Origin of the sequence: Lysobacter soli (assembly GCF_003382285.1) — a bacterium.
Lineage (GTDB): Bacteria > Pseudomonadota > Gammaproteobacteria > Xanthomonadales > Xanthomonadaceae > Lysobacter_J > Lysobacter_J soli.
Genome location: NZ_QTJR01000004.1, coordinates 138,947 through 158,486, shown reverse-complemented (window position 1 = coordinate 158,486; position 19,540 = coordinate 138,947). Strand labels below are relative to the sequence as shown.

Here is a 19,540-nt window from a genome sequence, read left to right as displayed (position 1 = left end):
GCGCATGGGGTTGCGTGCCGGTTTCCCGGCATGGGCCGTCCCTGGATTGTCCCCGCGCCGACTATAGCCGGCCCGCGCCGGACGCGTCAGTCGCGCCGCACCCGCACCATCCGGTCCATCAGGTGCTCGACCGCGTTGCCTGCGTGCGTGCAGCGGCCCAGGTGGACGGGCGAGGTCTGGATGATCGAGCTGCGCTTGGCGGTGAGCCAGTGGAAGCGCGCGCGCTGCGGCAACAGGCCAATGGGGCCGCTGCCCGGGCCGCCGGCGCAGATCGCTTCCATCGCCTCCAGATGACGGCGCACCGTGTCCAGGTCGATATCGGGATCGAGCGCGCGCAGCCGCGCCTCGTCGACTTCGATGCGCGCCTGCAGGAACTTTGCCGTCGGACACGACAGCAGGATGCCGACGTTGACGAACTCCTCGCGTTCCACGCGCGGGACCACGCGGATCACCGCGTAGTCGTAGGTATCGCGGCGCGGCGTCTCAGGCGCGTGCATGGATCGCCTCCTCGACGAAGCGCTGGCGCTGCGCCAGCCGCTGCATGAAATGCTCGACGTAGGCCGCGCGATGTTCGGTGGGATCGGCCGGTGTATCCGCGCCGACGAGCCATGCGTCGGGCACGAGCGCGAGGATCGCGTCGAAATCGCCCCGCGTCAGCTTTCCCGACAGCCGTGCGTCCGCGCCGGCGATGTCGTCTGCCTGCGGCAGCAGCACGTGCTCGCGGATCATCGGGAACGCGCTGCCGGCATGCGTCGGCGAGCCGTCCCAGCCGTGGTGGAAGTACAGCGCCGCGCCGTGGTCGATCAGCCACGGGTTGCGATGCCAGACGAGCAGGTTCGGATTGCGGAAGCTGCGGTCGACATTGCTGGTGAACGCGTCGAACCAGACGATGTCGGACGCCAGCGCGCCCGGCACGCGTTCGGCGACGGGATCGAAATTGATCGCGCCGGGCAGGTAATCGAGGGCGAGGTTGAGGCCGTCGCTGGCCTTGATGAGTTCCTGGATTTCCGGATCCGGTTCGGTGCGCGCGAGCTCGGCGTCGAGTTCGACGAACACCAGTTCCGGGATCGGAAGGCCGAGCTTGCGGGCGATTTCGCCGGCGACGAGCTCGGCCACCAGCGCCTTCACGCCCTGGCCGGCGCCGCGGAATTTCAGGACATAGAGGCCGTCATCGTCGCCTTCGACGATCGCAGGCAGCGATCCGCCTTCGCGCAAGGGCGTGACGTAACGGGCAACGTTGACGGTGCGCAGGGTCATGGGTCGCGGCGTATGAGGGCCGCGACAGGGTACTTGGCACGGGAAACGAGCGAAAGGAACGTGCGCTCGTCAGGTTCGATCAGCGGCGATTGGCATCCTTCGCCGGCGGCGTGCCCGGCGCGCCCGGCGTGGCGTCGCGCTGCTTGCCGCCGCTGAAGCCCTGCCAGTCGTTCTCGCTCTTCTTGGTGTTGCGATCGCCCGAGCTGTGCTCGTACTCGCGCTCGGACTTGCCGGTGGTGTTCGAGTCGTTTTCGACGTGATGCTGGCCCATGTCGGACTCCATCGCAGAATGGAACGTGCATGGAGCGTGGGCGATTCGGGCTGAACCCCTTGTCGTGAGGATGTATGCGTCGCGCGAAGAATCGCGCCGGTGACGCCTACCAGGTGTCCTCGAGCATGCGCGGGCGGCTCGCGAGCCAGCCGCCGTACAGCAGTGCGAGCAGGCACAGCGTCAGGAATGCGAACGGCCACTCCCAGCCGTGCGTGGCCTCGTGCAGCCATCCGAACAGCAGCGGCCCCAGGCAGCTGAGGCTGTAGCCCACGCCCTGCACGAAGCCCGACAGCCGCGAGGAACCGCCCGGCGTGCGCGTGCGCAGGTTGATCAGCGTGAGCGAGAGCGGGAACGTGCTCGGCCCCAGGCCGAGGAATGCGACCCAAAGCAGCGGCGCGGCCATTGGCGCGAGCAGCAGGCCGGCGAACGCGCCGACGTAGCTCGCGCCGCACGCGACGACGATCGGGAACGGATTGCGGATGCGCACCGCCAGCGCCGGCAGGAACAGCGCGCTCAGCAGGCCCATCGTCGAGAACAGCGCGACCATCGTGCCGCCGAGCGCGTGCGAGCCGCCGGCTTCGGTGAGCAGCTTCGGCAACCACGTGAACATCGAATACGTCGTCAGCGACGTCATGCCGAACATCAACGTGAGGCCCCACGCGACGGGCGAACGCCAGACGCGACCGCGCGCGCTGCCGTTCGCGCCATCCTTCGCCCCATCGAGTTCCGGTGCGGGATCGCCGCTCGCGACCGCTTCGTCATGCGCCTGGCAAAGCGCCTTCGCCTGTCGCGATTGGCCGTAGCGTTCCATCCACAGCACGCCGATCCACGGCAGCGCGGCGGCGGCGGCGATCAGCGACCACGCGCCGAGCGACACGCGCCAGCCGGCGGCGGTCGCGATGGGGACGGCGAGCAGCGCTGGCAGGATCGTGCCCAGCTGCAGCACGGTGATGTAGAGCGTGCTGACGGTGCCGACGCGATCGGCGAAGTAGCGCTTCACCAGCGGCGGCAGCACGACGTTGCCCATGCCCATGCCGGACAGCGCGATCGCCGAGGTCACCAGCAGCATCGCCGTGTCGCCGACGAATGCGCGCACGAACAGGCCGATCGCCGCGAGCGCCATCGCAAGCAGCGCAGTGCGTTCGAGGCCAAGGCGATGCGCGATGGCCGGCGTCACCACGCCGAACACCGCGAACGCGGCCGTCGGCACCATGCCGAGCACGCCGGTCATGGTCGGACCGAAGCCGAAGGTGTCGCCCAGGGTGTCGAGCAGCGGCGTGAGCGAGGTAACGGCCGTGCGCAGGTTGAACGCCGACATCGCGATGCCCGCCAGCACGAGTGCGCGGTCGCGCCACAACGGGCGGACGAGCGGGGCGGCGAGGAAGTCTGCGTTCATTGCGGGAAGTCCTGTGCACCCCGCGGATCGATGCGGGGCGGATGCATTCGGTTCGATGTCGCGGGTGCTGCGGAAGATGCGCGGCGCGCGGCTGAATACGTGAAGTTTGCGGGATGGAGGCATGTGCGGCCACCCGGCCGGCGGCAACACTGGGTTCCAGTGTGGACCGCCGGACGCCGGTTTTCACGGGCGAATCACCATGCTGACCGTTTCCGCACACGTGCCGCGAGGATTCACCCGCGATTCGCATCGTCCGACGAAGACTCCAGCCCACTGCAACGATCCACTGCAAACCAGGGAGTCATCGAATGAAGAAGACCATCGTGCTGACCGCGCTGCTGTCGCTGTCGACCGTCGCGTTCGCGCAGGACGCCAAGCCGGCGGCCCCGCTGACCGAAGCGCAGGTGCGTGCGCGCCTGACGGAGCAGGGCTACACCAAGGTCAACGACGTGAAGTTCGAGGACGGCGTGTGGAAGGCCGACGCGCACAGCGCGCAGGGCGAAAGCGTCGACGTGCGCCTGGATGCGAAGACCGGCCAGGTCTACCCGGACAAGCAGGTCGCCAACCTCAGCGAGGCCGACGTGCGTGCACGCCTGTCGGCCGAGGGCTACACCAATGTGCACGACGTCGATTTCGAGGACGGCATCTGGAACGCCGAGGCCGATGATCCGTCGGGTAAGGACGTGGAGCTGAAGCTCGATCCGGCGACGGGCAAGGTGATCGGCAAGGAAAAGGATTGAGTTTCAGGCGGTGCTCTCCCCTGACCCGGTGATTAGGGGCACTCCGCCCATGCACTTAGCCCCTCTCCCGCCTGCGGGAGAGGGGTTGGGGTGAGGGCCGGGCAGCGGCATTGTGCTGACCGCAGGCTCCACCCTCATCTACCTGCCGGCACCTTCTTCCGCTAGCGGGAGAAGGGCAGCACCCCCGACGCCTGTGCATAACGTTGGCTGGCACCCCGCCTCCCCGCTCCGTACCATCGGCCGGCACTCCGCCCCCAGGTCCCATCCATGAAGCTACCGGCCGTATCGCTGCTCGCGTTGTCCCTCTCGCTTGCCCTCAATCCCGCCATCGCCGGAAAACCGGCGGCGACGGACATCGACCCCGCGCGCCTCTCGCAGGACGTGAGGGTCCTCTCCTCCGATGAATTCGAGGGCCGCGGCCCCGCCACGGCCGGCGAAACCAAGACCATCGATTACGTCGTCGCGCAGATGAAGGCCGCCGGCCTGCAGCCGGGTGGCGACCTGAAGGACGGCAAGCGCGAATGGACCCAGGCCGTGCCGCTGGCACGCGCCGAGATCAAGGGCACGCCGACGATTTCCGTCGCCGTGAAGGGCAAGACGCAGGCGCTGACGCAGGGCGAGCAGATCGCCGTGCGTGCCGCGCAGGACGGCTCGACCGCCGTCGACATCAGCAAGGCGCCGCTGGTCTTCGCCGGCTATGGCGTGCGCGCGCCGGAGCGCGGCTGGGACGACTTCAAGGGCGTCGACCTCAAGGGCAAGATCGCCGTGGTCCTGATCAACGATCCGGACTTCGATGGCGGCGAAGGCGACTTCGGCGGCAAGGCCATGACCTACTACGGCCGCTGGACGTACAAGTACGAAGAAGCCGCGCGCCAGGGCGCGCTCGGCCTGCTGATCGTGCACGAAACCGATCCGGCCTCGTACGGCTGGGCGACGGTCAAGAACTCCAACACCAACACGATGTTCGACGTCGTGCGCGACAAGCCGGCCTCGGTGCATCCCAAGCTGGAAGGCTGGATCCAGCGCGATTTCGCGCAGCAGCTGTTCAAGCAGTCGGGCCTGGATTTCGACGCGCTCAAGGCCCAGGCGAAGACCAAGGCGTTCAAGCCGGTCGAATTGAAGGGCGCGACGCTGAGCGCGAAGTACGACGTGGATCGCCAGATCATCACCTCGCACAACATCGTCGGCCGCATCGACGGCACGAAGCGCCCGGACGAAACCGTCATCTATTCGGCGCACTGGGACCACCTGGGCGTCGGCCAGCCGGACGCGAAGGGCGACAAGATCTACAACGGCGCCGTCGACAACGCGACCGGCACCGCCGCGCTGATCGAGATCGGCCGCGCGTTCGCCAAGGCACCGACGAAGCCGGAACGTTCGGTCGTCTTCCTCGCCGTCACGGCGGAGGAGAAGGGCCTGCTCGGTTCGGAGTACTACGCCTCCAAGCCGCTGTACCCGCTGGGCAAGACGGTGGCGGTGATCAACATGGATGCGCTCGACCCGCACGGTCCGGCGCGCAACTTCACCACCTCGGGCAGCGCGAAGCAGGAACTGCTCGACGAACTGATCGACACGGCGAAGAAGGTCGCGAACCTGGATTACGTGACCGATCCGAAGCCGGAAGCCGGCCACTTCTTCCGCTCCGATCACTTCCCCTTCGCCAAGCGCGGCGTGCCGGCGGTGTCGTTCGGCTCGGGCAACGACCTGGTCGACGGCGGCCTGGAAGCGGGCAAGAAGATGGAAGACGCGTACGTCGCCGACCGCTACCACCAGCCGGCCGACGAATGGGAAGCCGACTGGACCTTCCTCGGCATGGCGCGCGACCTGGGCCTGCTCTACACCGTCGGCCGCAACCTGGCCGATTCGGACCGCTGGCCGAACTGGGACGCGTCGAGCGAGTTCCGCGCGGCGCGTGACCAGACGGCGGGTGATCGGAAGTAATCGTTGTTGCGATGAGTGGTGTTCCCTCTCCCGCCTGCGGGAGAGGGTCGGGGTGAGGGCAGGCAGCCGATATCGCTTCGTTTCCCCTCACCCCAACCCCTCTCCCGCAAGCGGGAGAGGGGCTACCGAAGCGTGAGCGGCTCCAACCACGAGCGAAGAGCGATCAGCTCGCGCGCGCCCCGATCGCGCGCTCACTCACCCGCAGCGCCTCGATCACCGCCTCGCTCTCCACCACCTGCGCGAACTCCGCCCGCAATGTCGCCAGATGCGCGCGCTGTATCGCGTCGGCGGGTATCACCGATCCATCGGCATCCTTCAGATCGAAACACGCGCACGCATCGCCGATGACGATCGTGCGATAGCCCAGGTTCGCCGCGACGCGTGCGGTCGTCGACACGCACATGTCCGTGCTGATGCCGAACAACACGACGGTGTCGATGTTCAGTCGACGCAGGCGCAGGTCCAGATCGGTACCGATGAAGGCCGCATTGACCGACTTGGTCACCAGCGGCTCGCCTTCCAGCGGCGCGAAACCGGGGCGATGCGCGTTGCCCGGATGCCCGGGCGCCAGCACCGAGCCTTCCATCACCGAATCGTGCCGCACGTGGATCAGCGGCAAGCCGGCGCGGCGCCACGCATCCAGCACGCGCAGCGCATTGGCTTCCATCGCCGGGTTGTTGCGCGGCGGCCACGGCGGCAGGTCGAAACCGCACTGCACGTCGATGGGAATCAGCGCGCTGCGCGTGTCGAGTTCGAGGATGGAACGCGGAGCATTCATGGATCGGGATCTCGCGGGCGGTGGGTGCCCACGATGCGCGCTCGCCAGCGCCGGTCTCAACCCGGCAGAATGCCGGCGACACCGGCACTCCCGTTGCGATGAAACACCTCGACGCCATCGATCGCCAGCTCATCGCGCTGCTGCAGGACAACGCGCGCCTGTCGACGGTCGCGCTCGCGAAGGCCGTCGGCCTTGGACGCACCACCGTGCAGGAGCGCCTGCAACGGCTGGAAAGCGCGGGCGTGATCGCGCAGTACACCGTGCGGCTGGGCAGTGGCGGCGATCCGCTGCAGGCGTGGCTGATGCTGCGTTATGCCGACGGTTTCAGCTGCGACGACGTGATGCCGCAGCTGACCGCGATGCCGCAGGTACGGCTGTGCCACAGCGTCGCGGGCGAACTCGACCTGCTCGTGCTGGTGCAGGCGGAGTCGCCGGGCGAGCTTGCCGATCTGCGCGAGCGCGTCGCCGCGATCAAGGGCGTGGACGACGTCACCACGGTGCCGGTCCTGCGTACGACGCTGGATCGGCGGTGAGACTGGTTTCTTCATCGCGTTCGCTGCCGTCCATGGCGTCACGTCGAAGGTTACGGATCGCCCGGCCCGGCCATCCATGGCCGGGCGTTCGGCCGCGCGCGAGCCAGTGGCTCGCGAGCGCGCGGCCTCACCCCAGTTTCCGCGAGGCTGCGTAGGCGGCCAGGTTCCCGAGGCCCGTCACGCCGAGCAGTACGGCGACGACGCCGGGGGTGATCTCGGTCCAGCCGAACGCTTCGATCAGCGCGAAGCCGAGGCCGACGGCCAGCAGCAGGATGCCCCAGCGCAGCGAGGCGTGGCGGCGCTGCAGCGCCTCGGCCTGCACCAGCGAGCGGATCAGGTCTTCCGAGCCGTTGCTGGCGATCAGCTTGGCGCGGGTACGCGCGTCCACGACCACCTTGATGGCGTAGACGACGCAGATGAACAGGGTGATCGGGATCAGGATTTCGAAGTTCATGGGTGTGTTCTCAAGGCCGTGGCGTGGGGTACGGGGCAAGAGATACGGCCGCCGCGCGACCGGTTGCAGCGGCCCCGAACGAATTTCGTGAAGGCCGCGTTGCAACCATCCGGCCCCTGAACGTATCCACAAAGGTCATGACCGGTGAAACCCCGTGACCGAGGACGACCGCAGGCTGGTGGATGCCGTGCTGGGCAACGTGCCCGGCGCGTTCGAACGCCTCGTGCGCGAGTACCAGGGCCTGTGCTGGCACATCATCCAGCGCATGGTCCGCCAGCCGGAGGACACCCGCGAGCTGTGCCAGGAAGCCTTCCTGCGCGTGCACCAGTGCCTGCACCAGTACCGCGGCGAGAGCGCGCTGAAGTCGTGGATCGGGCAGGTGGCCTATTCGGTCGCCAAGCGGCACCTGGAGAAGCGCCGCATCGCCATCGCCGAACCAGTGGGCGACGAGGACGACGGCGTCAGCCTGCTGGACCAGCTCAGCGACGGCTTCGACCTGGAAACGGCCTGTGCCGATGCGGAGATCGCCGCCGGCCTCCATGAGGAAATCGAATCGCTGCCGCCGTTGCAGCGCACGCTGCTGACGCTGTATCACCTGGATGAAGTACCCATCGTCGAGATCGCCCGCATCACTGGCCTCGCCGAGGGTACGATCAAGAGCCATCTGTTCCGGACCCGGGCGCGGCTGCGCGAACGCCTGCAGGCCCGGATGGGAGTGACCGCATGAACACACCTGACGATCGCAAGCCCGGATGCGAAGACCCGCCGATCCACCGCACCGGCTGGCGCGGCATCGACGCCTTGCGCCTGGAAGCCGAATGGCAGGCGCAGGAACACGCACTCGAACAGGAACGCCGCGGGCAGCCGCTCGATCCGGCCGATTCGCGCCTGGCCGAGTACCGCCTGATCGCGCGCGCATTGCGCACGCCGGCGATGGAGCCGGTGCCCTACGACCTCGCGGCCCAGATCGTGCGCCACGTGGAAGGCATGCCCGCGGCTGGCGAACTGTTCGAACGCTGGCTGCTCCGCGTGCTCACCGCGATCTTCGCGATCGCGGTCATCGCGGTGGTCGCCGCGTACGGCGCGCAATGGATGCCGGCCTTCGCCAGCCTATGGCCGTCGCTGTCGCCGCAATCGGCCGACTGGGCGGGGCTGCTCGTCGGCTGCCTCGCGGTATCGCTGGCATGGCAGGGCGTGGTCCGCCTGATGCGCGCGGACGTGGAGATGCCCGCGGGGTTGGCTTGATTGAGCCCCTCTCCCTGCGGGAGAGGGGTTGGGGTGAGGCCGGGACGTGCGATTACACGCGCATGCCCGTGCACAAAAGGCCGTCATTCCCGCGAAGGCGGGAATCCAACTGTCCGCGTTCTCACGCTCTTCGTAAGTCGTGATGTGTCGTCAAGATGGATCCCCGCCTTCGCGGGGATGACGTCTTCCAGGGCGAGTGCGATTTGAAGAAACGCCGCTTCGAATGACGAGTCGATGCCATCCATGGCGCCGCACGTCAGGCTCCGGAAAGCCCGGCCCGGCCATCCCTGGCCGTGCGTTCGGCAAGGCCACGCGGCAGTGCCGCGCGCGCACCGGATTCGGCAAGGCTGCGTTTGCCATCCATGGCGCAACACACTGGCATCGGATCGCCCGGCCCGGCCATCCATGGCCGGGCGTTCGCGGCCGCGCGCGCCGGTGGCGCGCAAGCGCGGCCGCTCACCCCTTGATACAAACCACCTGCCGCAGCGTATGCACGATCTCCACCAGGTCGCGCTGCGCCGCCATCACCGCGTCGATGTCCTTGTACGCGGCGGGCGACTCGTCGATCACGCCTGCGTCCTTTCGACATTCGACGTGCGCGGTGGCCTCGCGGTGCTCCTTCAGCGTGATCCGCGCGCGTGCGGCGGTGCGGCTCATCACGCGGCCGGCGCCGTGGCTGCAGCTGTGGAAGCTGTCCGCGTTGCCCTTGCCGCGCACGATGAAGCTGCGTGCGCCCATGCTGCCCGGGATGATGCCGAGCTCGCCCTCGCGCGCGCTGACCGCGCCCTTCCGCGTGACCAGCAACGGCTCGCCGAAGTGGTCCTCGCGCTGCACGTAGTTGTGATGGCAGTTCACCGCCGACTTCTCCGTCTGGAACTTCGGCAGGCGGTGGCGCATCTCGTGCAGCACGCGCCCCATCATCGCCTCGCGGTTCGCACGCGCGTAGTCCTGAGCCCACGAGACCGCTTCGACGTACTCGTCGAACAGCGGCTCGCCTTCGAGGAAGAACGCGAGGTCACGGTCGGGTACGTGGAAACCGAGCACGCGCTTTTCCAGCTCGCGACGCGCCAGTTCGATGAAGTACGTGCCGATGAGGTTGCCGGTGCCGCGCGAACCCGAATGCAGCATCACCCAAACGCGATCGGCCTCGTCCAGGCAGATCTCGATGAAGTGGTTGCCGCCGCCGAGCGTGCCGATCTGACGATCGAGCTTGTCCGGCCGGATCTTCGGATGCTTCTGGCGGATCTTCGCCAGCCGCGCGACGAGGTTGGACTTCTCCAGCGCCGTCTCGACGCTGTCGGGAATCCGGCGGTGCTCGCCGCCCGGACCGTTGCCGACCGGCACGCTGCGCTCGATGGAGTTGCGCAGCAGCGACAGGTCGTCCGGCAGGTCGTCGGCGCGCAGCGTCGTGCGAACCGCGGCCATGCCGCAGCCGATGTCGACGCCGACCGCGGCCGGGATGATCGCGCCCTTCGTCGGCACGACCGATCCCACCGTCGCGCCGATGCCCAGGTGCACGTCGGGCATCACCGCGACCCACGGCCCGACGAAGGGCAGGGTGGTGATGTTGCGCAGCTGCTGCCGCGCCTGGTCCTCGACCGGCACGCCGTGCGTCCAGCCCTTGATCGGCGTGGTCGCACCTTCGGCGTGCAGCAGGTCGAATGAAGCGTGTTGCGTGTTCATGGTTCCATTCCTTGTGAAAAACCGTGCGGCGCGAATCCGTTCGCCCCGCGCGGAAGCTTACTGCTTGAGGCTCACCAGCTGCTTCATGACGCCGTCCAGGCCGCCGAACACGGTGAGCTTGTCGATCTTCTCGGTCACCTTCTCCAGAGCTTCCAGCTCCTTCAGGCGCATCAGCACCGGGCTCTCCTCGATCAACTTCGCGGTGTTGAGCAGGGAACGCGTGGCGTTCGCCTCCTCGCGACGACGGATCACGTTGGCCTGCGCCGACTTTTCCGCCTGCACGACGCTGTTGAGGATCTCCTTCATCTCGCCCGGCAGGATCACGTCCTTCACGCCCACGCCGAGCAGCTCGACACCGACCTCGCCGACGCGGCCGCGCACGTAGCCGAAGATGTCGGCGTCGAGCGAGGCCTTGTCGCCGAGCAGTTCGTCCAGCGTCTTGGCGGAGACCGCCTTTCGCAGGCCGAACTGCAGCTCGCGGTACACGTAGTCGGCGTACTTGCCGACCTTCGTGATCGCGGCGACCGGATCGACGATGCGCACGCTCGCGGCGAGGTTCACGCGCAGGCTGACCTTGTCGCGCGTGAGCAGCTCCTGGCCGGAGACCTCGAGCGACTGCACGCGCAGGTCGACCGCCTGCACCACGACGTTCTTCCGGAAATTCCAGAAGGCGTACGAACCCGCGCCGACGACGCGCACGAGCTTGCCGTCGACGAACACCAGGCCGGCGAACTCCGCCGGCACCGGCAGCACGACGGCGACCTTCTCGAGCACGCCGAGCTGGCGCAGACGCGTCGCGACATCGGTCGGCACATCCGGCTCGTCCTGCAGCGCGAGCGTGCGGACCTCGATCGCGATCGGGCCCTTCCAGTACAACCGGCGCGAACCCGGCGCGAGCACTTCCTCCAGCCGGCCGTTCTTCATCACCAGGCCGACTTCGTCCACGCCGATGTCGGCGAGCACGAACGTGTCGGCCAGGCGCGTGCCCAGCGCATCGATCAGCGCGTTCTCGTCGCTGCCGAGGTATTCGGCGCGAAGCGCGATGTTGTGCACCTTCACCTCGACCGCGCCGAACGGGTCGAACCACGTGTGCACGCCCGGCGCGATGACGCCTTCGAATTGACGGTTGCGATACACCAGGCCGCGCTCGCCGTCGCCGATCACGACCTTCTTGGTCCAGAACATCGGAATGTCCTCCTTGTTGTTGGCTCTGATGTTTCGATCCGCTTGGGGCGCGAGGGATCGGTCGTCGCGTTTGATTGGCGTCCCGGCGATAGCGCCGGGACGCAGGAAAAAGTTGGAAACGCCCCCGGCGCCGAACCCGCGGAGCACGTCGCGCTCGATGCATTCGATGCGATGGCGACCTGGATCGCGTCGCAGGCCGACATCGCCCGCGAACGGACCCGTGCAGCCAGCGCACGCATGCGCGAGGGCGACGGCCCGGCGGATCCACCGCTGCGATACTCCGATCGCATCCACATGAAGCCGGATGCGACACGGAATGCCGCAAGGGGCGTTTCCGATGAAGGGACTTTCGTCCCGATGTAACGACGTGAAAGGTCGTTTGGAGCGGGAATCGAACCCGCGACTCTCAGGCTTTGGACCTGATGCTCTACCCGACTGAGCTATCCAGTGGTGGACAAGCCGGAATCGAACCGGCGGCCGATGGCGTGCGCCATTGCTCTACCTCTGAGCTACTGTCCCAGCACGACGCACCGCTCTACATCCCGGCATACGCAACGGCAGTGCCGCGCGCACCGGGCAGGTACGGCTTCCGCCGCGAGCCTGCGCCGCTGTGGACGTTTCGCGTGATGCGTCGTTCATTGGCGTCGCGATCCACCGCAGGCGATGAGTCGTGACGTCAATCCTGTGTGCGAATACAACCGCCCGCCGCCCGCGCCGAAGCATCCAGGCGCAGCGCTGATGCGCTCACGGCATTCCCTTCATCGAAACCAGCATGTTCCGGATGCTTCGGGATGCGCGATGCACTCGCGTTGTGATTGTTAGAACTGCCTTGAAAACAGGCCTTTGCGAACGCCGAAAAGAAAACGCCCCCGGGTGGTGAACCCGAGGGCGTTCGCGTTGCCTCGGGGAGATCGGGGTGACCGACCTCCCGTGTGCAGGAGATCAGTCGATGGGCTTGCCTTCGTCGCGCAGTCGCGGCGCGAACGCGCACAGACCGCGGCACTTGGGCTGCAGTGCGTGGCGCTTGGCGATGTGGGCGACGGCGTTCATGGAAATCGACTGACTCGAAAAGTGTGTGGTGCAACGAAGGTCGCGCAAGTTACGCATTCGTAAAAACGAATGCAAGACCGTTCGTCGGGAAATGAACGGTCGCATGCAATGCAACCGGCAAATCAACATCGGCGAATCAACGCAACAACGGCGCGAGCTGCGTCCACACGTGATCGCGCAGTTTGGGTTGCGCGCTCGCGACCGGATGCAGGTTGTCGTCCTGGAACGCGGTGCGATCGGTCGCGATGGGTTCCAGCAGGAACGGCAGCAACGCGACGCCATGCTGCTTCGCCAGCGCGCTGTAGTTGTCGCTGAAACCCTGCGTGTATTCGCGACCGAGGTTCGGCGGCATGCGCATGCCGATCAACAGCACTTTCGCGCCGCTCTTCTTCGATGCGGTGATCATGCGGTCGAGGTTGGCGCGCGATTGCGCCAGCGGCAGGCCGCGCAGGCCGTCGTTCGCGCCGAGTTCGATCACCACCACCGCCGGCTTGTTGCGCTTGAGTTCGCCATCGATGCGCGCGGCGCCACCGGCGGTGGTCTCGCCGCTGATGCTCGCATTCACCACGCGCCAGCCGGGCTTCGTCTTCGCGATGCGGTCCGCGGTAAGCGACACCCAGCCCTGCGATGCGGCGAGCCCGTAACCGGCGGACAGCGAATCGCCCATCACCAGCACGGTGCGCGCCGGCTGCGCGGCAGGCGGGGCTTTCGCGGCCTGTGCCGCCGCCGGAAACGCAACCGCCAGCATCAGCGACGCCGCCGCGACCCAGCCGATGGCACATTGCACGGGGTGCGAAAGGCGCGCATATCCCGAGAGGACGGCGCCGGAACCGCCAATGATGGCCTTCTTAAAGAACATTTAATCCGCGCTCCCAATGATGGTCACAGGAATGTACCGCCCCACGATGAACGAGAAGAGCATAAGGACGAACATGGCCGATTCCATCGCACCGCGCACGCAGGCACAAGCGGCGCTTCAGGTCGCCGCGCTCGGCAAGCGCGTGATGCTGCCGTCGGGCGAACTGGTGATCCTGGACGATGTGTCCTTCGACATCGCGCCGGGCGACACGGTGGCGATCGTCGGTGCATCCGGCTCGGGCAAGAGCACGCTGCTGTCGTTGCTGGCGGGGCTGGATACGCCGAGCAGCGGTCGCGTGGTGCTCGACGGCGAAACGCTGTCGGCACTGGATGAAGACGGACGTGCGCGCGTGCGCGGCGAGAAGGTCGGCTTCGTGTTCCAGAACTTCCAGCTGCTCCCGTCGCTCACCGCGCTGGAGAACGTAATGTTGCCGCTCGAACTGCGCGGCGATCGCGAGGTCGACGCGCCTGCTCGCGCGATCCTGGAGAAGGTCGGCCTCGGCCAGCGCCTGAACCATTACCCGCGCCAGCTGTCCGGCGGCGAACAGCAGCGCGTCGCGCTCGCGCGCGCGTTCGTCACGCGGCCCTCGCTCCTGTTCGCCGACGAGCCCACCGGCAACCTCGACACGCACACGGGGCAGGCGATCATCGAACTGCTGTTCGAACTGAACGCGCAGGCCGGCACGACGCTGGTGCTGGTGACGCACGATGAACACCTCGCCTCGCGCTGTGGACGACTGCTGCGGCTGGACAGCGGCCGGCTGGTGGCGTCGTGAGCCGCACGTCGGGCAATACGTTCGGACTGGCGTGGCGACAACTGCGCCGTGACCTCGCGGCCGGCGACGTGCGCATCCTGATCGCGGCACTGGTGCTCGCGGTGCTGGCCGTTACGGCGGTCGGTTTCGTCACCGATCGCGCCGAACGCGCGCTGGCCATCGAAGCCAACCGCCTGCTCGGCGGCGATGCCGTGGTGCGCGCCGATTCGCCCATCACCGGCACCGTGCGCGAGGCCGCCAACGCATCGCAACTGCAACGCACCGAAACCATCGAACTGCAGACGATGATCCGCGTCGGCGAGCGTCTGCAGCTCGGCGACCTGCGCGCGCTGGGCGAGGGCTTTCCGCTCCGTGGCGCGTTCCGCATCAACGGCAGCGATGGCGTCGAACGCGATGCCGGCAGCGTGCCCGCGCGCGGCACGATCTGGATGAGCCGTGCCGGCGCCGACACACTCGGCGCAAAGCCGGGCGACGAGATCGCGCTGGGCGACGCGCAGTTCCGCCTCGCCGCGCTGGTCGTGCAGGAGCCCGACGCCGCGCTCGACTACTTCAACGTCGCGCCGAAGGTGTTCCTCAATCTCGCCGACGTCCCATCCACGGGGCTGGTGCAGGAAGGCAGCCGCATCCGCTATCGCCTCGTGGTTGCGGGGCCTGCTGCCGCGGTGGAGACCTTCGTCGCGAAGGCGAAGCCGGCGCTCGGACGTGGGCAGCGCCTGGAAACCATCTCCGACGCGCGTCCTGAAATCCGTTCCGCGCTCGATCGCGCCGGCCGTTTCCTCGGTCTCGCCGCGCTCGTCTCCGTCGTGCTCGCTGCGGTCGCGGTCGCAATGGCCGCGCGTCGCCACAGCGCACGGCATCTGAGCGGCACCGCGGTGATGCGCTGCCTCGGCGCGAGCCAGCGGACGCTGGTCGGCATCCAGGTCGGCGAACTGCTGATGCTCGGGGTCATTGCCAGCACCATCGGCGTGCTGCTCGCGTTCGCGCTGCAATGGGCGATCGGCGGCTGGCTCGCACAGGCGCTGAAGCTGTCGATTCCGCCCGCCGGCCTGATGCCCGCGCTGCAGGGTTACGGCGTCGGTCTGGTCGTGCTGATGGCCTTCGGCGCGCCGCCGGTGCTCGCGCTGCGCCGCGTGCCCGCGCTGCGCGTGCTGCGTCGCGACCTCGATCCCACCGAGCCGAGTGCGTGGCTCGTCGGCATCGCCGGCTTTGTCGGCCTCGCCGCGCTGTTGTGGTGGAAGGCGGGTTCGGCGGCGCTTGGGCTGTCGATGCTCGCCGGCATCGCCGCGACGCTGCTGGTGCTCGCGCTGCTGGCGTGGGCGCTGATCCTCGTCGTGCGCCGCGTGCGTTCGCGCCTGCGCGGCAGCCTGCGCTACGGTCTGGCGAACGTGAGCCGTCGCGCCGGCACGAGCATCGCGCAGGTGTCGGCGCTCGGGCTCGGCCTGATGGCGCTGCTGCTGCTCACCTTCGTGCGCACGGACCTCCTGGACCGCTGGCAGCTCGCGCTCGCCGCGGATGCGCCGAACCGATTCATCATCAACGTGCAGGACGACCAGGTCGACGCCGTACGCGCCTTCATCGCCGAGCAGGGCGTGGCCGCGCCGACGCTGTATCCGATGATCCGTGGTCGCCTCACCGCGCATAACGGCAAGCCGGTCACCGGAAAGGATTACGAAGCGCAGGGCGAGCGCGCGCAGCGTCTGGCCGAACGCGAGTTCAACCTGTCCGTCGCGGACCATCTTCGCGACGACAACCGCGTCACCGAAGGCAAATTCTGGACCGGCAAGCCTGCGAAGCCCGAAGCCTCCGTCGAGGAGGAATTCGCCAAGCGCCTCGGCTGGAAGATCGGCGACCGCATCGCGTTCGACATCGCCGGCCAGCCGTTCGAAGCCACCATCACCAGCCTGCGCAGCGTGGAATGGGAGAGCTTCCGGCCGAACTTCTTCGTGATCGCCTCGCCCGGCTCGATGGACGGATTGCCCGCCAGCCACATCACCGCGGTGAGCGTGCCGCCCCAGCGCACGCGGTTCACGGCCGACCTGGTGGAGCGCTTCCCGAACCTGTCGGTGATCGACATCGACGCGGTGCTCAAGCAGGTGCGCAGCACGGCCGACCAGGTGTCCACGGTGGTGGAAGTGGTCTTCTACTTCTCGCTGGTCGCCGGCCTGCTGGTGCTGATGGCGGCGGTGAGCGCGAGCCAGGATGAGCGCCTGCTCGAAGGTGGCGTGATGCGCGCGATCGGCGGCAGCCGTCGCCAGTTGCGACTGGCGCAGGCGTCGGAGTTCATCGCGATCGGCCTGCTGTCCGGCCTGACGGCGGCGATCGCCGCCTCGCTGCTGGCCGGCGTGGTCGCCACGCAGGTGTTCGACCTGCCCTGGGAAGCGGACTGGCGGATGGCGGCCGTCGGCGCGGTGGCCGGCGTGCTCGCGGCGCTGCTGGCCGGCATGTTCGCCACGCGACGCGTGCTGGATGCGCCGCCGTCGGTGACGTTGCGGGAACTGCAGGGCTGATTCGCAAGCAGCCCCTCTCCGCAGAGAGGGGCCGGACGGGTTACTGCATCACCGGCTGCGGGCGTGCGCTGAAACGACGCGCGTAATCGCGCTCCTCGACGACGCGGTCGACCTCTTCGGTGGCGAGTTCCGGCGCACCGTAGACGGCGTAGGCGATCTCGCCGTCGCGTACCCCGATCTGGTGCAGGCGGTAGCGAGGGCGGCCGCCGCCGGTGTTCTCGGGGTAATGCAGCGGCGGCTCGGCGCCATCGATGTCCAGTTCGCTGTTGTCGACCGTACCGCCGACGAAGAGGGCGCGCATCGCGATTCTCCTTTGGGCTTTACATGATGGTGGCGCGCCGCGCGTTGAATCGGCATGAAGCCGAGGCCGGATGCGGCGTCGCACGCGGGTAGAATTGACGGCAATCACCCCTTCTCCATGCCCGGGACTGCCCATGCGCGCCGAAGACGGCGACGACGCACTGGAAACCCTGTTCCTGCCGTTCATCGACGGCACGCTCGCGTGGCCGTCCGACGGCGCGCTGTTCCTGCGTGCACGCGACGGCTGGCCGCTGCACCAGCGCGCCTGGCCCGGGCTGCGGTGCGAACAGAGCTTCCGCCCTGCCGCCGATGCGCTGGAGCGTTCGGGCCTGTCGCTGGCCGAGGAGGACGAGACCTCGCGCGTCCCGCTCGTGCTCGTCCTCCCGCCGCGCCAGCGCGACGAATCCCGCGCCTTGTTCGCACGTGCCATCGCGCGCTGCGCCCCCAGCGGACGCGTCGTCGCGTGCGTGCCCAACAACGAGGGCGCGAAGTCGGCCGAGGCGGACCTCGCGCGTATCGCGGGCCCGGTGGGCAACCTGTCGAAGAACAAGTGCCGCGTGTTCTGGACCGCGCCGCTGGAGGGCCCCGCCGATGCCGATCTCGCCGCGCAGTGGGCGCAGGCCGACGCACCGCGCCCCATCGCCGACGGCCGCTTCGTGAGCCGGCCGGGTGTGTTCGCGTGGGATCGCATCGATGCGGCCTCGCGCCTGCTCGCCGATCACCTCCCGCACGATCTGGAGGGGCACGCGGCGGATCTGGGCGCGGGTTACGGCTACCTCAGCACCGAGCTGCTCGCGCGCTGCCCCGGCATCCGCGCGGTCGACCTGTACGAAGCCGAGCGTCGCGCACTCGACCTCGCGCGCGTGAACCTCGCGCCGTTCGCCGAGCGCGTTGCACTGCAGTTCCACTGGCATGACGTCACGCGCGGCATCGACGGCCGCTTCGACGTGATCGTCTGCAATCCCCCGTTCCACGCGCAGGGCCGCGGCGATCGCCCCGACATCGGCCGGCGCTTCATCGCCGTCGCCGCGCAGGCGCTGAAGCCCGGCGGGCGCCTGTGGCTGGTGGCGAACCGGCATCTTCCGTATGAAGCCGAGCTCGACGCGCATTTCGGCAACGTGCGCACGGTGGCGCAGGAAGGCGGATTCAAGATCGTGGATGCAATGAAATCGCGCGAAGGACGCACTGCATGAAGCTGGTCAAACTCATCGCCAACCTCGGTTACGGCAGCCGCAAGGAGATCGCGGCGATGTTCCGCGAAGGCCGCATCACCGATGCGCAGGGCGAAGTGCTGTACGCCGACGACAAGGTGGGCCACGACGCGATCCGCATCGACGGCGAACCGCTCGATCCGCCGGCCGGCATGACGCTGATGCTGCACAAGCCGATCGGCTACACGTGCTCGACCAAGGATCCGGGCCGCGTGATCTACGACCTGCTGCCGCTTCGCTTCCGCGCGCGTTCGCCGCTGCTGTCGAGCGTCGGTCGGCTCGATCGCGACACCAGCGGCCTGCTGCTGATGACCGACGACGGCGCGCTGCTGCATCGCATCGTCTCACCGAAGGCGAAGCTGGCGAAGGTGTACGAAGTGACGCTCGCGCAGGATCTGCGCGGCGACGAGGGCGAGGTGTTCGCCAGCGGCACCTTGATGCTGGAATCGGAAAACACGCCGCTCGCGCCCGCCGCGCTGGAGGTGCATGACGCGCGCCACGCCGCATTGACGGTCACCGAAGGCCGCTACCACCAGGTGCGACGCATGTTCGCGGCCGTCGGCAACCACGTCGATGCGCTGCATCGCAGCCGCATTGGCGGTCTTTCGCTCGGCGACCTGCCTGCCGGCAAGTGGCGCATGCTCGATGCGGCCGACCTCAATGCGCTCTTCGGAGGCGCGGCATGACGCTCGACTTCACGCCCGCGGCGGTGCTGTTCGACATGGACGGCCTGATGATCGAAAGCGAACGCGCGCTGCTGCAGTGCTGGCGCGAGGCGTCGCAGGAACTCGGACTCCAGCTCGAGGATGCGCTGTGGCTGTCGTTCGTCGGGCTGTCCGATCGCGCCTGCCACGCATTGCTTCTGGAACGTCTGGGTGACGAGGCACTGCTCAAGTCGCTGCTGCACGGCCTGCAGGTGCGTTACGACGCCCACGTGGAAGCAGGGCTGCCAGTGAAGGTCGGCGTGCTGGAACTGCTCGCGTTGCTGGAAGAACGCGGCATCCCGCGCGCCGTCGTCACGTCCACCCGCCGCGAGCGCGCGCTGCAGAAGCTCACCACCACCGGCCTGCTGCCGCACTTCGACGATGTCATCGCCGGCAACGAGGTGCAACACACCAAGCCCGCGCCCGACATTTACCTGCTCGCCGCGCAACGCCTGGGCGTGCCGCCGTCGGAGTGCGTCGTGCTGGAGGATTCCGTGCCCGGCGTGCGCGCCGCGCTCGCGGCCGGCATGACGCCGATACAGGTGCCGGACCTGGTGGTCCCCGATGACGCCGTGCGTGCGCTCGGCCACCGCATCGTCGATTCGCTGGTGCATGCGCGGGCATTGATCGAGCCGGCGCTGAGGTAAAGCC

At 68.1% G+C, this 19,540-nt stretch carries 21 protein-coding genes and 2 tRNA genes; 11 read left to right on the top strand and 12 right to left on the bottom strand.

Annotated elements, in window-relative coordinates; translation table 11 throughout:
* Nucleotides 1-86: 86 nt before the first annotated feature.
* From DX912_RS07930 to DX912_RS07915, 4 genes are all read right to left on the bottom strand, one after another.
* On the bottom strand, nt 87-497 hold the full coding sequence (locus DX912_RS07930) for a DUF3037 domain-containing protein (protein WP_115841952.1): 411 nt from the start codon (nt 495-497) through the stop codon (nt 87-89).
* Nucleotides 484-1,251 carry a HipA family kinase gene (locus DX912_RS07925; RefSeq protein ID WP_181902769.1) on the bottom strand — a complete coding sequence of 256 codons (768 nt, stop codon included), beginning with the start codon at nt 1,249-1,251 and terminating at the stop codon, nt 484-486. The genes DX912_RS07930 and DX912_RS07925 overlap by 14 nt, the downstream gene beginning before the upstream one ends.
* 85 nt (nt 1,252-1,336) lie before the next feature.
* Nucleotides 1,337-1,528 carry a hypothetical protein gene (locus tag DX912_RS07920; protein ID WP_147298593.1) on the bottom strand — a complete coding sequence of 64 codons (192 nt, stop codon included), beginning with the start codon at nt 1,526-1,528 and terminating at the stop codon, nt 1,337-1,339.
* Nucleotides 1,529-1,634: 106 nt separating this feature from the next.
* On the bottom strand, nt 1,635-2,924 hold the full coding sequence (locus DX912_RS07915) for a CynX/NimT family MFS transporter (RefSeq protein ID WP_115841949.1): 1,290 nt from the start codon (nt 2,922-2,924) through the stop codon (nt 1,635-1,637).
* A 308-nt stretch (nt 2,925-3,232) separates the two neighbouring features.
* Between DX912_RS07915 and DX912_RS07910 the strand changes: the two genes are divergently transcribed.
* Both DX912_RS07910 and DX912_RS07905 read left to right on the top strand, forming a co-directional pair.
* Nucleotides 3,233-3,664, top strand: coding sequence for a PepSY domain-containing protein (locus tag DX912_RS07910; protein WP_115841948.1), 432 nt, complete (start codon nt 3,233-3,235; stop codon nt 3,662-3,664).
* 267 nt (nt 3,665-3,931) lie between these two features.
* Nucleotides 3,932-5,605 (top strand): M28 family metallopeptidase, encoded by a 1,674-nt coding sequence (locus DX912_RS07905; RefSeq protein WP_115841947.1) that lies wholly within the window; start codon nt 3,932-3,934, stop codon nt 5,603-5,605.
* Between the two features lie 163 nt (nt 5,606-5,768).
* Here the strand turns inward: DX912_RS07905 and DX912_RS07900 are convergent, their stop codons facing one another.
* Complete coding sequence (locus DX912_RS07900) at nt 5,769-6,383, bottom strand: cysteine hydrolase family protein (RefSeq protein WP_115841946.1); 615 nt, start codon at nt 6,381-6,383, stop codon at nt 5,769-5,771.
* 98 nt (nt 6,384-6,481) lie between these two features.
* Here DX912_RS07900 and DX912_RS07895 point away from each other — a divergent pair, with 98 nt between their 5' ends.
* Entirely contained in the window at nt 6,482-6,916 is a 435-nt protein-coding gene (locus tag DX912_RS07895) for an Lrp/AsnC family transcriptional regulator (RefSeq protein WP_115841945.1), read from the top strand.
* A 127-nt stretch (nt 6,917-7,043) separates the two neighbouring features.
* Here the strand turns inward: DX912_RS07895 and DX912_RS07890 are convergent, their stop codons facing one another.
* Nucleotides 7,044-7,370 (bottom strand): DUF6249 domain-containing protein, encoded by a 327-nt coding sequence (locus DX912_RS07890; RefSeq protein WP_115841944.1) that lies wholly within the window; start codon nt 7,368-7,370, stop codon nt 7,044-7,046.
* Between the two features lie 154 nt (nt 7,371-7,524).
* Between DX912_RS07890 and DX912_RS07885 the strand changes: the two genes are divergently transcribed.
* Nucleotides 7,525-8,097, top strand: coding sequence for an RNA polymerase sigma factor (locus tag DX912_RS07885; RefSeq protein ID WP_115841943.1), 573 nt, complete (start codon nt 7,525-7,527; stop codon nt 8,095-8,097).
* Nucleotides 8,094-8,615 (top strand): hypothetical protein, encoded by a 522-nt coding sequence (locus DX912_RS07880; RefSeq protein WP_115841942.1) that lies wholly within the window; start codon nt 8,094-8,096, stop codon nt 8,613-8,615. Before DX912_RS07885 ends, DX912_RS07880 begins: the two co-directional genes overlap by 4 nt.
* Before the next feature lie 456 nt (nt 8,616-9,071).
* Here the strand turns inward: DX912_RS07880 and DX912_RS07875 are convergent, their stop codons facing one another.
* Together DX912_RS07875 and DX912_RS07870 are read right to left on the bottom strand one after the other, a co-directional pair.
* Nucleotides 9,072-10,298 (bottom strand): RtcB family protein, encoded by a 1,227-nt coding sequence (locus tag DX912_RS07875; RefSeq protein WP_115841941.1) that lies wholly within the window; start codon nt 10,296-10,298, stop codon nt 9,072-9,074.
* Between the two features lie 57 nt (nt 10,299-10,355).
* A complete protein-coding gene (locus tag DX912_RS07870; protein WP_115842081.1) occupies nt 10,356-11,483 on the bottom strand; it encodes a slipin family protein in 1,128 nt (375 codons plus the stop codon).
* Nucleotides 11,484-11,525: 42 nt separating this feature from the next.
* Between DX912_RS07870 and DX912_RS18355 the strand changes: the two genes are divergently transcribed.
* Nucleotides 11,526-11,846, top strand: coding sequence for a hypothetical protein (locus tag DX912_RS18355; protein ID WP_181902758.1), 321 nt, complete (start codon nt 11,526-11,528; stop codon nt 11,844-11,846).
* 16 nt (nt 11,847-11,862) lie between these two features.
* Here the strand turns inward: DX912_RS18355 and DX912_RS07865 are convergent.
* The 3 genes from DX912_RS07865 to DX912_RS07855 form a co-directional block, all read right to left on the bottom strand.
* Nucleotides 11,863-11,930, bottom strand: a tRNA-Leu gene (locus DX912_RS07865).
* Nucleotide 11,931: 1 nt separating this feature from the next.
* Nucleotides 11,932-12,002: transfer RNA gene (locus DX912_RS07860), tRNA-OTHER, on the bottom strand.
* Nucleotides 12,003-12,669: 667 nt separating this feature from the next.
* The gene (locus DX912_RS07855; RefSeq protein WP_325050562.1) at nt 12,670-13,320 is read right to left on the bottom strand and encodes an arylesterase; all 651 of its coding nucleotides are present in this window, start codon (nt 13,318-13,320) and stop codon (nt 12,670-12,672) included.
* A 145-nt stretch (nt 13,321-13,465) separates the two neighbouring features.
* On the opposite strand from DX912_RS07855, the gene DX912_RS07850 reads away from it, so the two are divergent.
* Together DX912_RS07850 and DX912_RS07845 are read left to right on the top strand one after the other, a co-directional pair.
* A complete protein-coding gene (locus DX912_RS07850; protein ID WP_115841940.1) occupies nt 13,466-14,167 on the top strand; it encodes an ABC transporter ATP-binding protein in 702 nt (233 codons plus the stop codon).
* On the top strand, nt 14,164-16,674 hold the full coding sequence (locus DX912_RS07845) for an ABC transporter permease (protein ID WP_233433523.1): 2,511 nt from the start codon (nt 14,164-14,166) through the stop codon (nt 16,672-16,674). Before DX912_RS07850 ends, DX912_RS07845 begins: the two co-directional genes overlap by 4 nt.
* A 40-nt stretch (nt 16,675-16,714) precedes the next feature.
* On the opposite strand, the gene DX912_RS07840 is transcribed toward DX912_RS07845, so the two are convergent.
* Complete coding sequence (locus tag DX912_RS07840) at nt 16,715-16,975, bottom strand: hypothetical protein (RefSeq protein WP_115841939.1); 261 nt, start codon at nt 16,973-16,975, stop codon at nt 16,715-16,717.
* 133 nt (nt 16,976-17,108) lie between these two features.
* On the opposite strand from DX912_RS07840, the gene DX912_RS07835 reads away from it, so the two are divergent.
* The 3 genes from DX912_RS07835 to DX912_RS07825 are packed head-to-tail and all read left to right on the top strand — an operon-like array spanning nt 17,109 to nt 19,536.
* On the top strand, nt 17,109-18,167 hold the full coding sequence (locus tag DX912_RS07835) for a class I SAM-dependent methyltransferase (RefSeq protein WP_115841938.1): 1,059 nt from the start codon (nt 17,109-17,111) through the stop codon (nt 18,165-18,167).
* Nucleotides 18,164-18,871: a pseudouridine synthase gene (locus tag DX912_RS07830; RefSeq protein ID WP_115841937.1), complete on the top strand. Its 708-nt coding sequence runs from the start codon at nt 18,164-18,166 to the stop codon at nt 18,869-18,871. Before DX912_RS07835 ends, DX912_RS07830 begins: the two co-directional genes overlap by 4 nt.
* A complete protein-coding gene (locus DX912_RS07825) occupies nt 18,868-19,536 on the top strand; it encodes an HAD family hydrolase (RefSeq protein WP_115841936.1) in 669 nt (222 codons plus the stop codon). The genes DX912_RS07830 and DX912_RS07825 overlap by 4 nt, the downstream gene beginning before the upstream one ends.
* Nucleotides 19,537-19,540 lie beyond the last annotated feature (4 nt).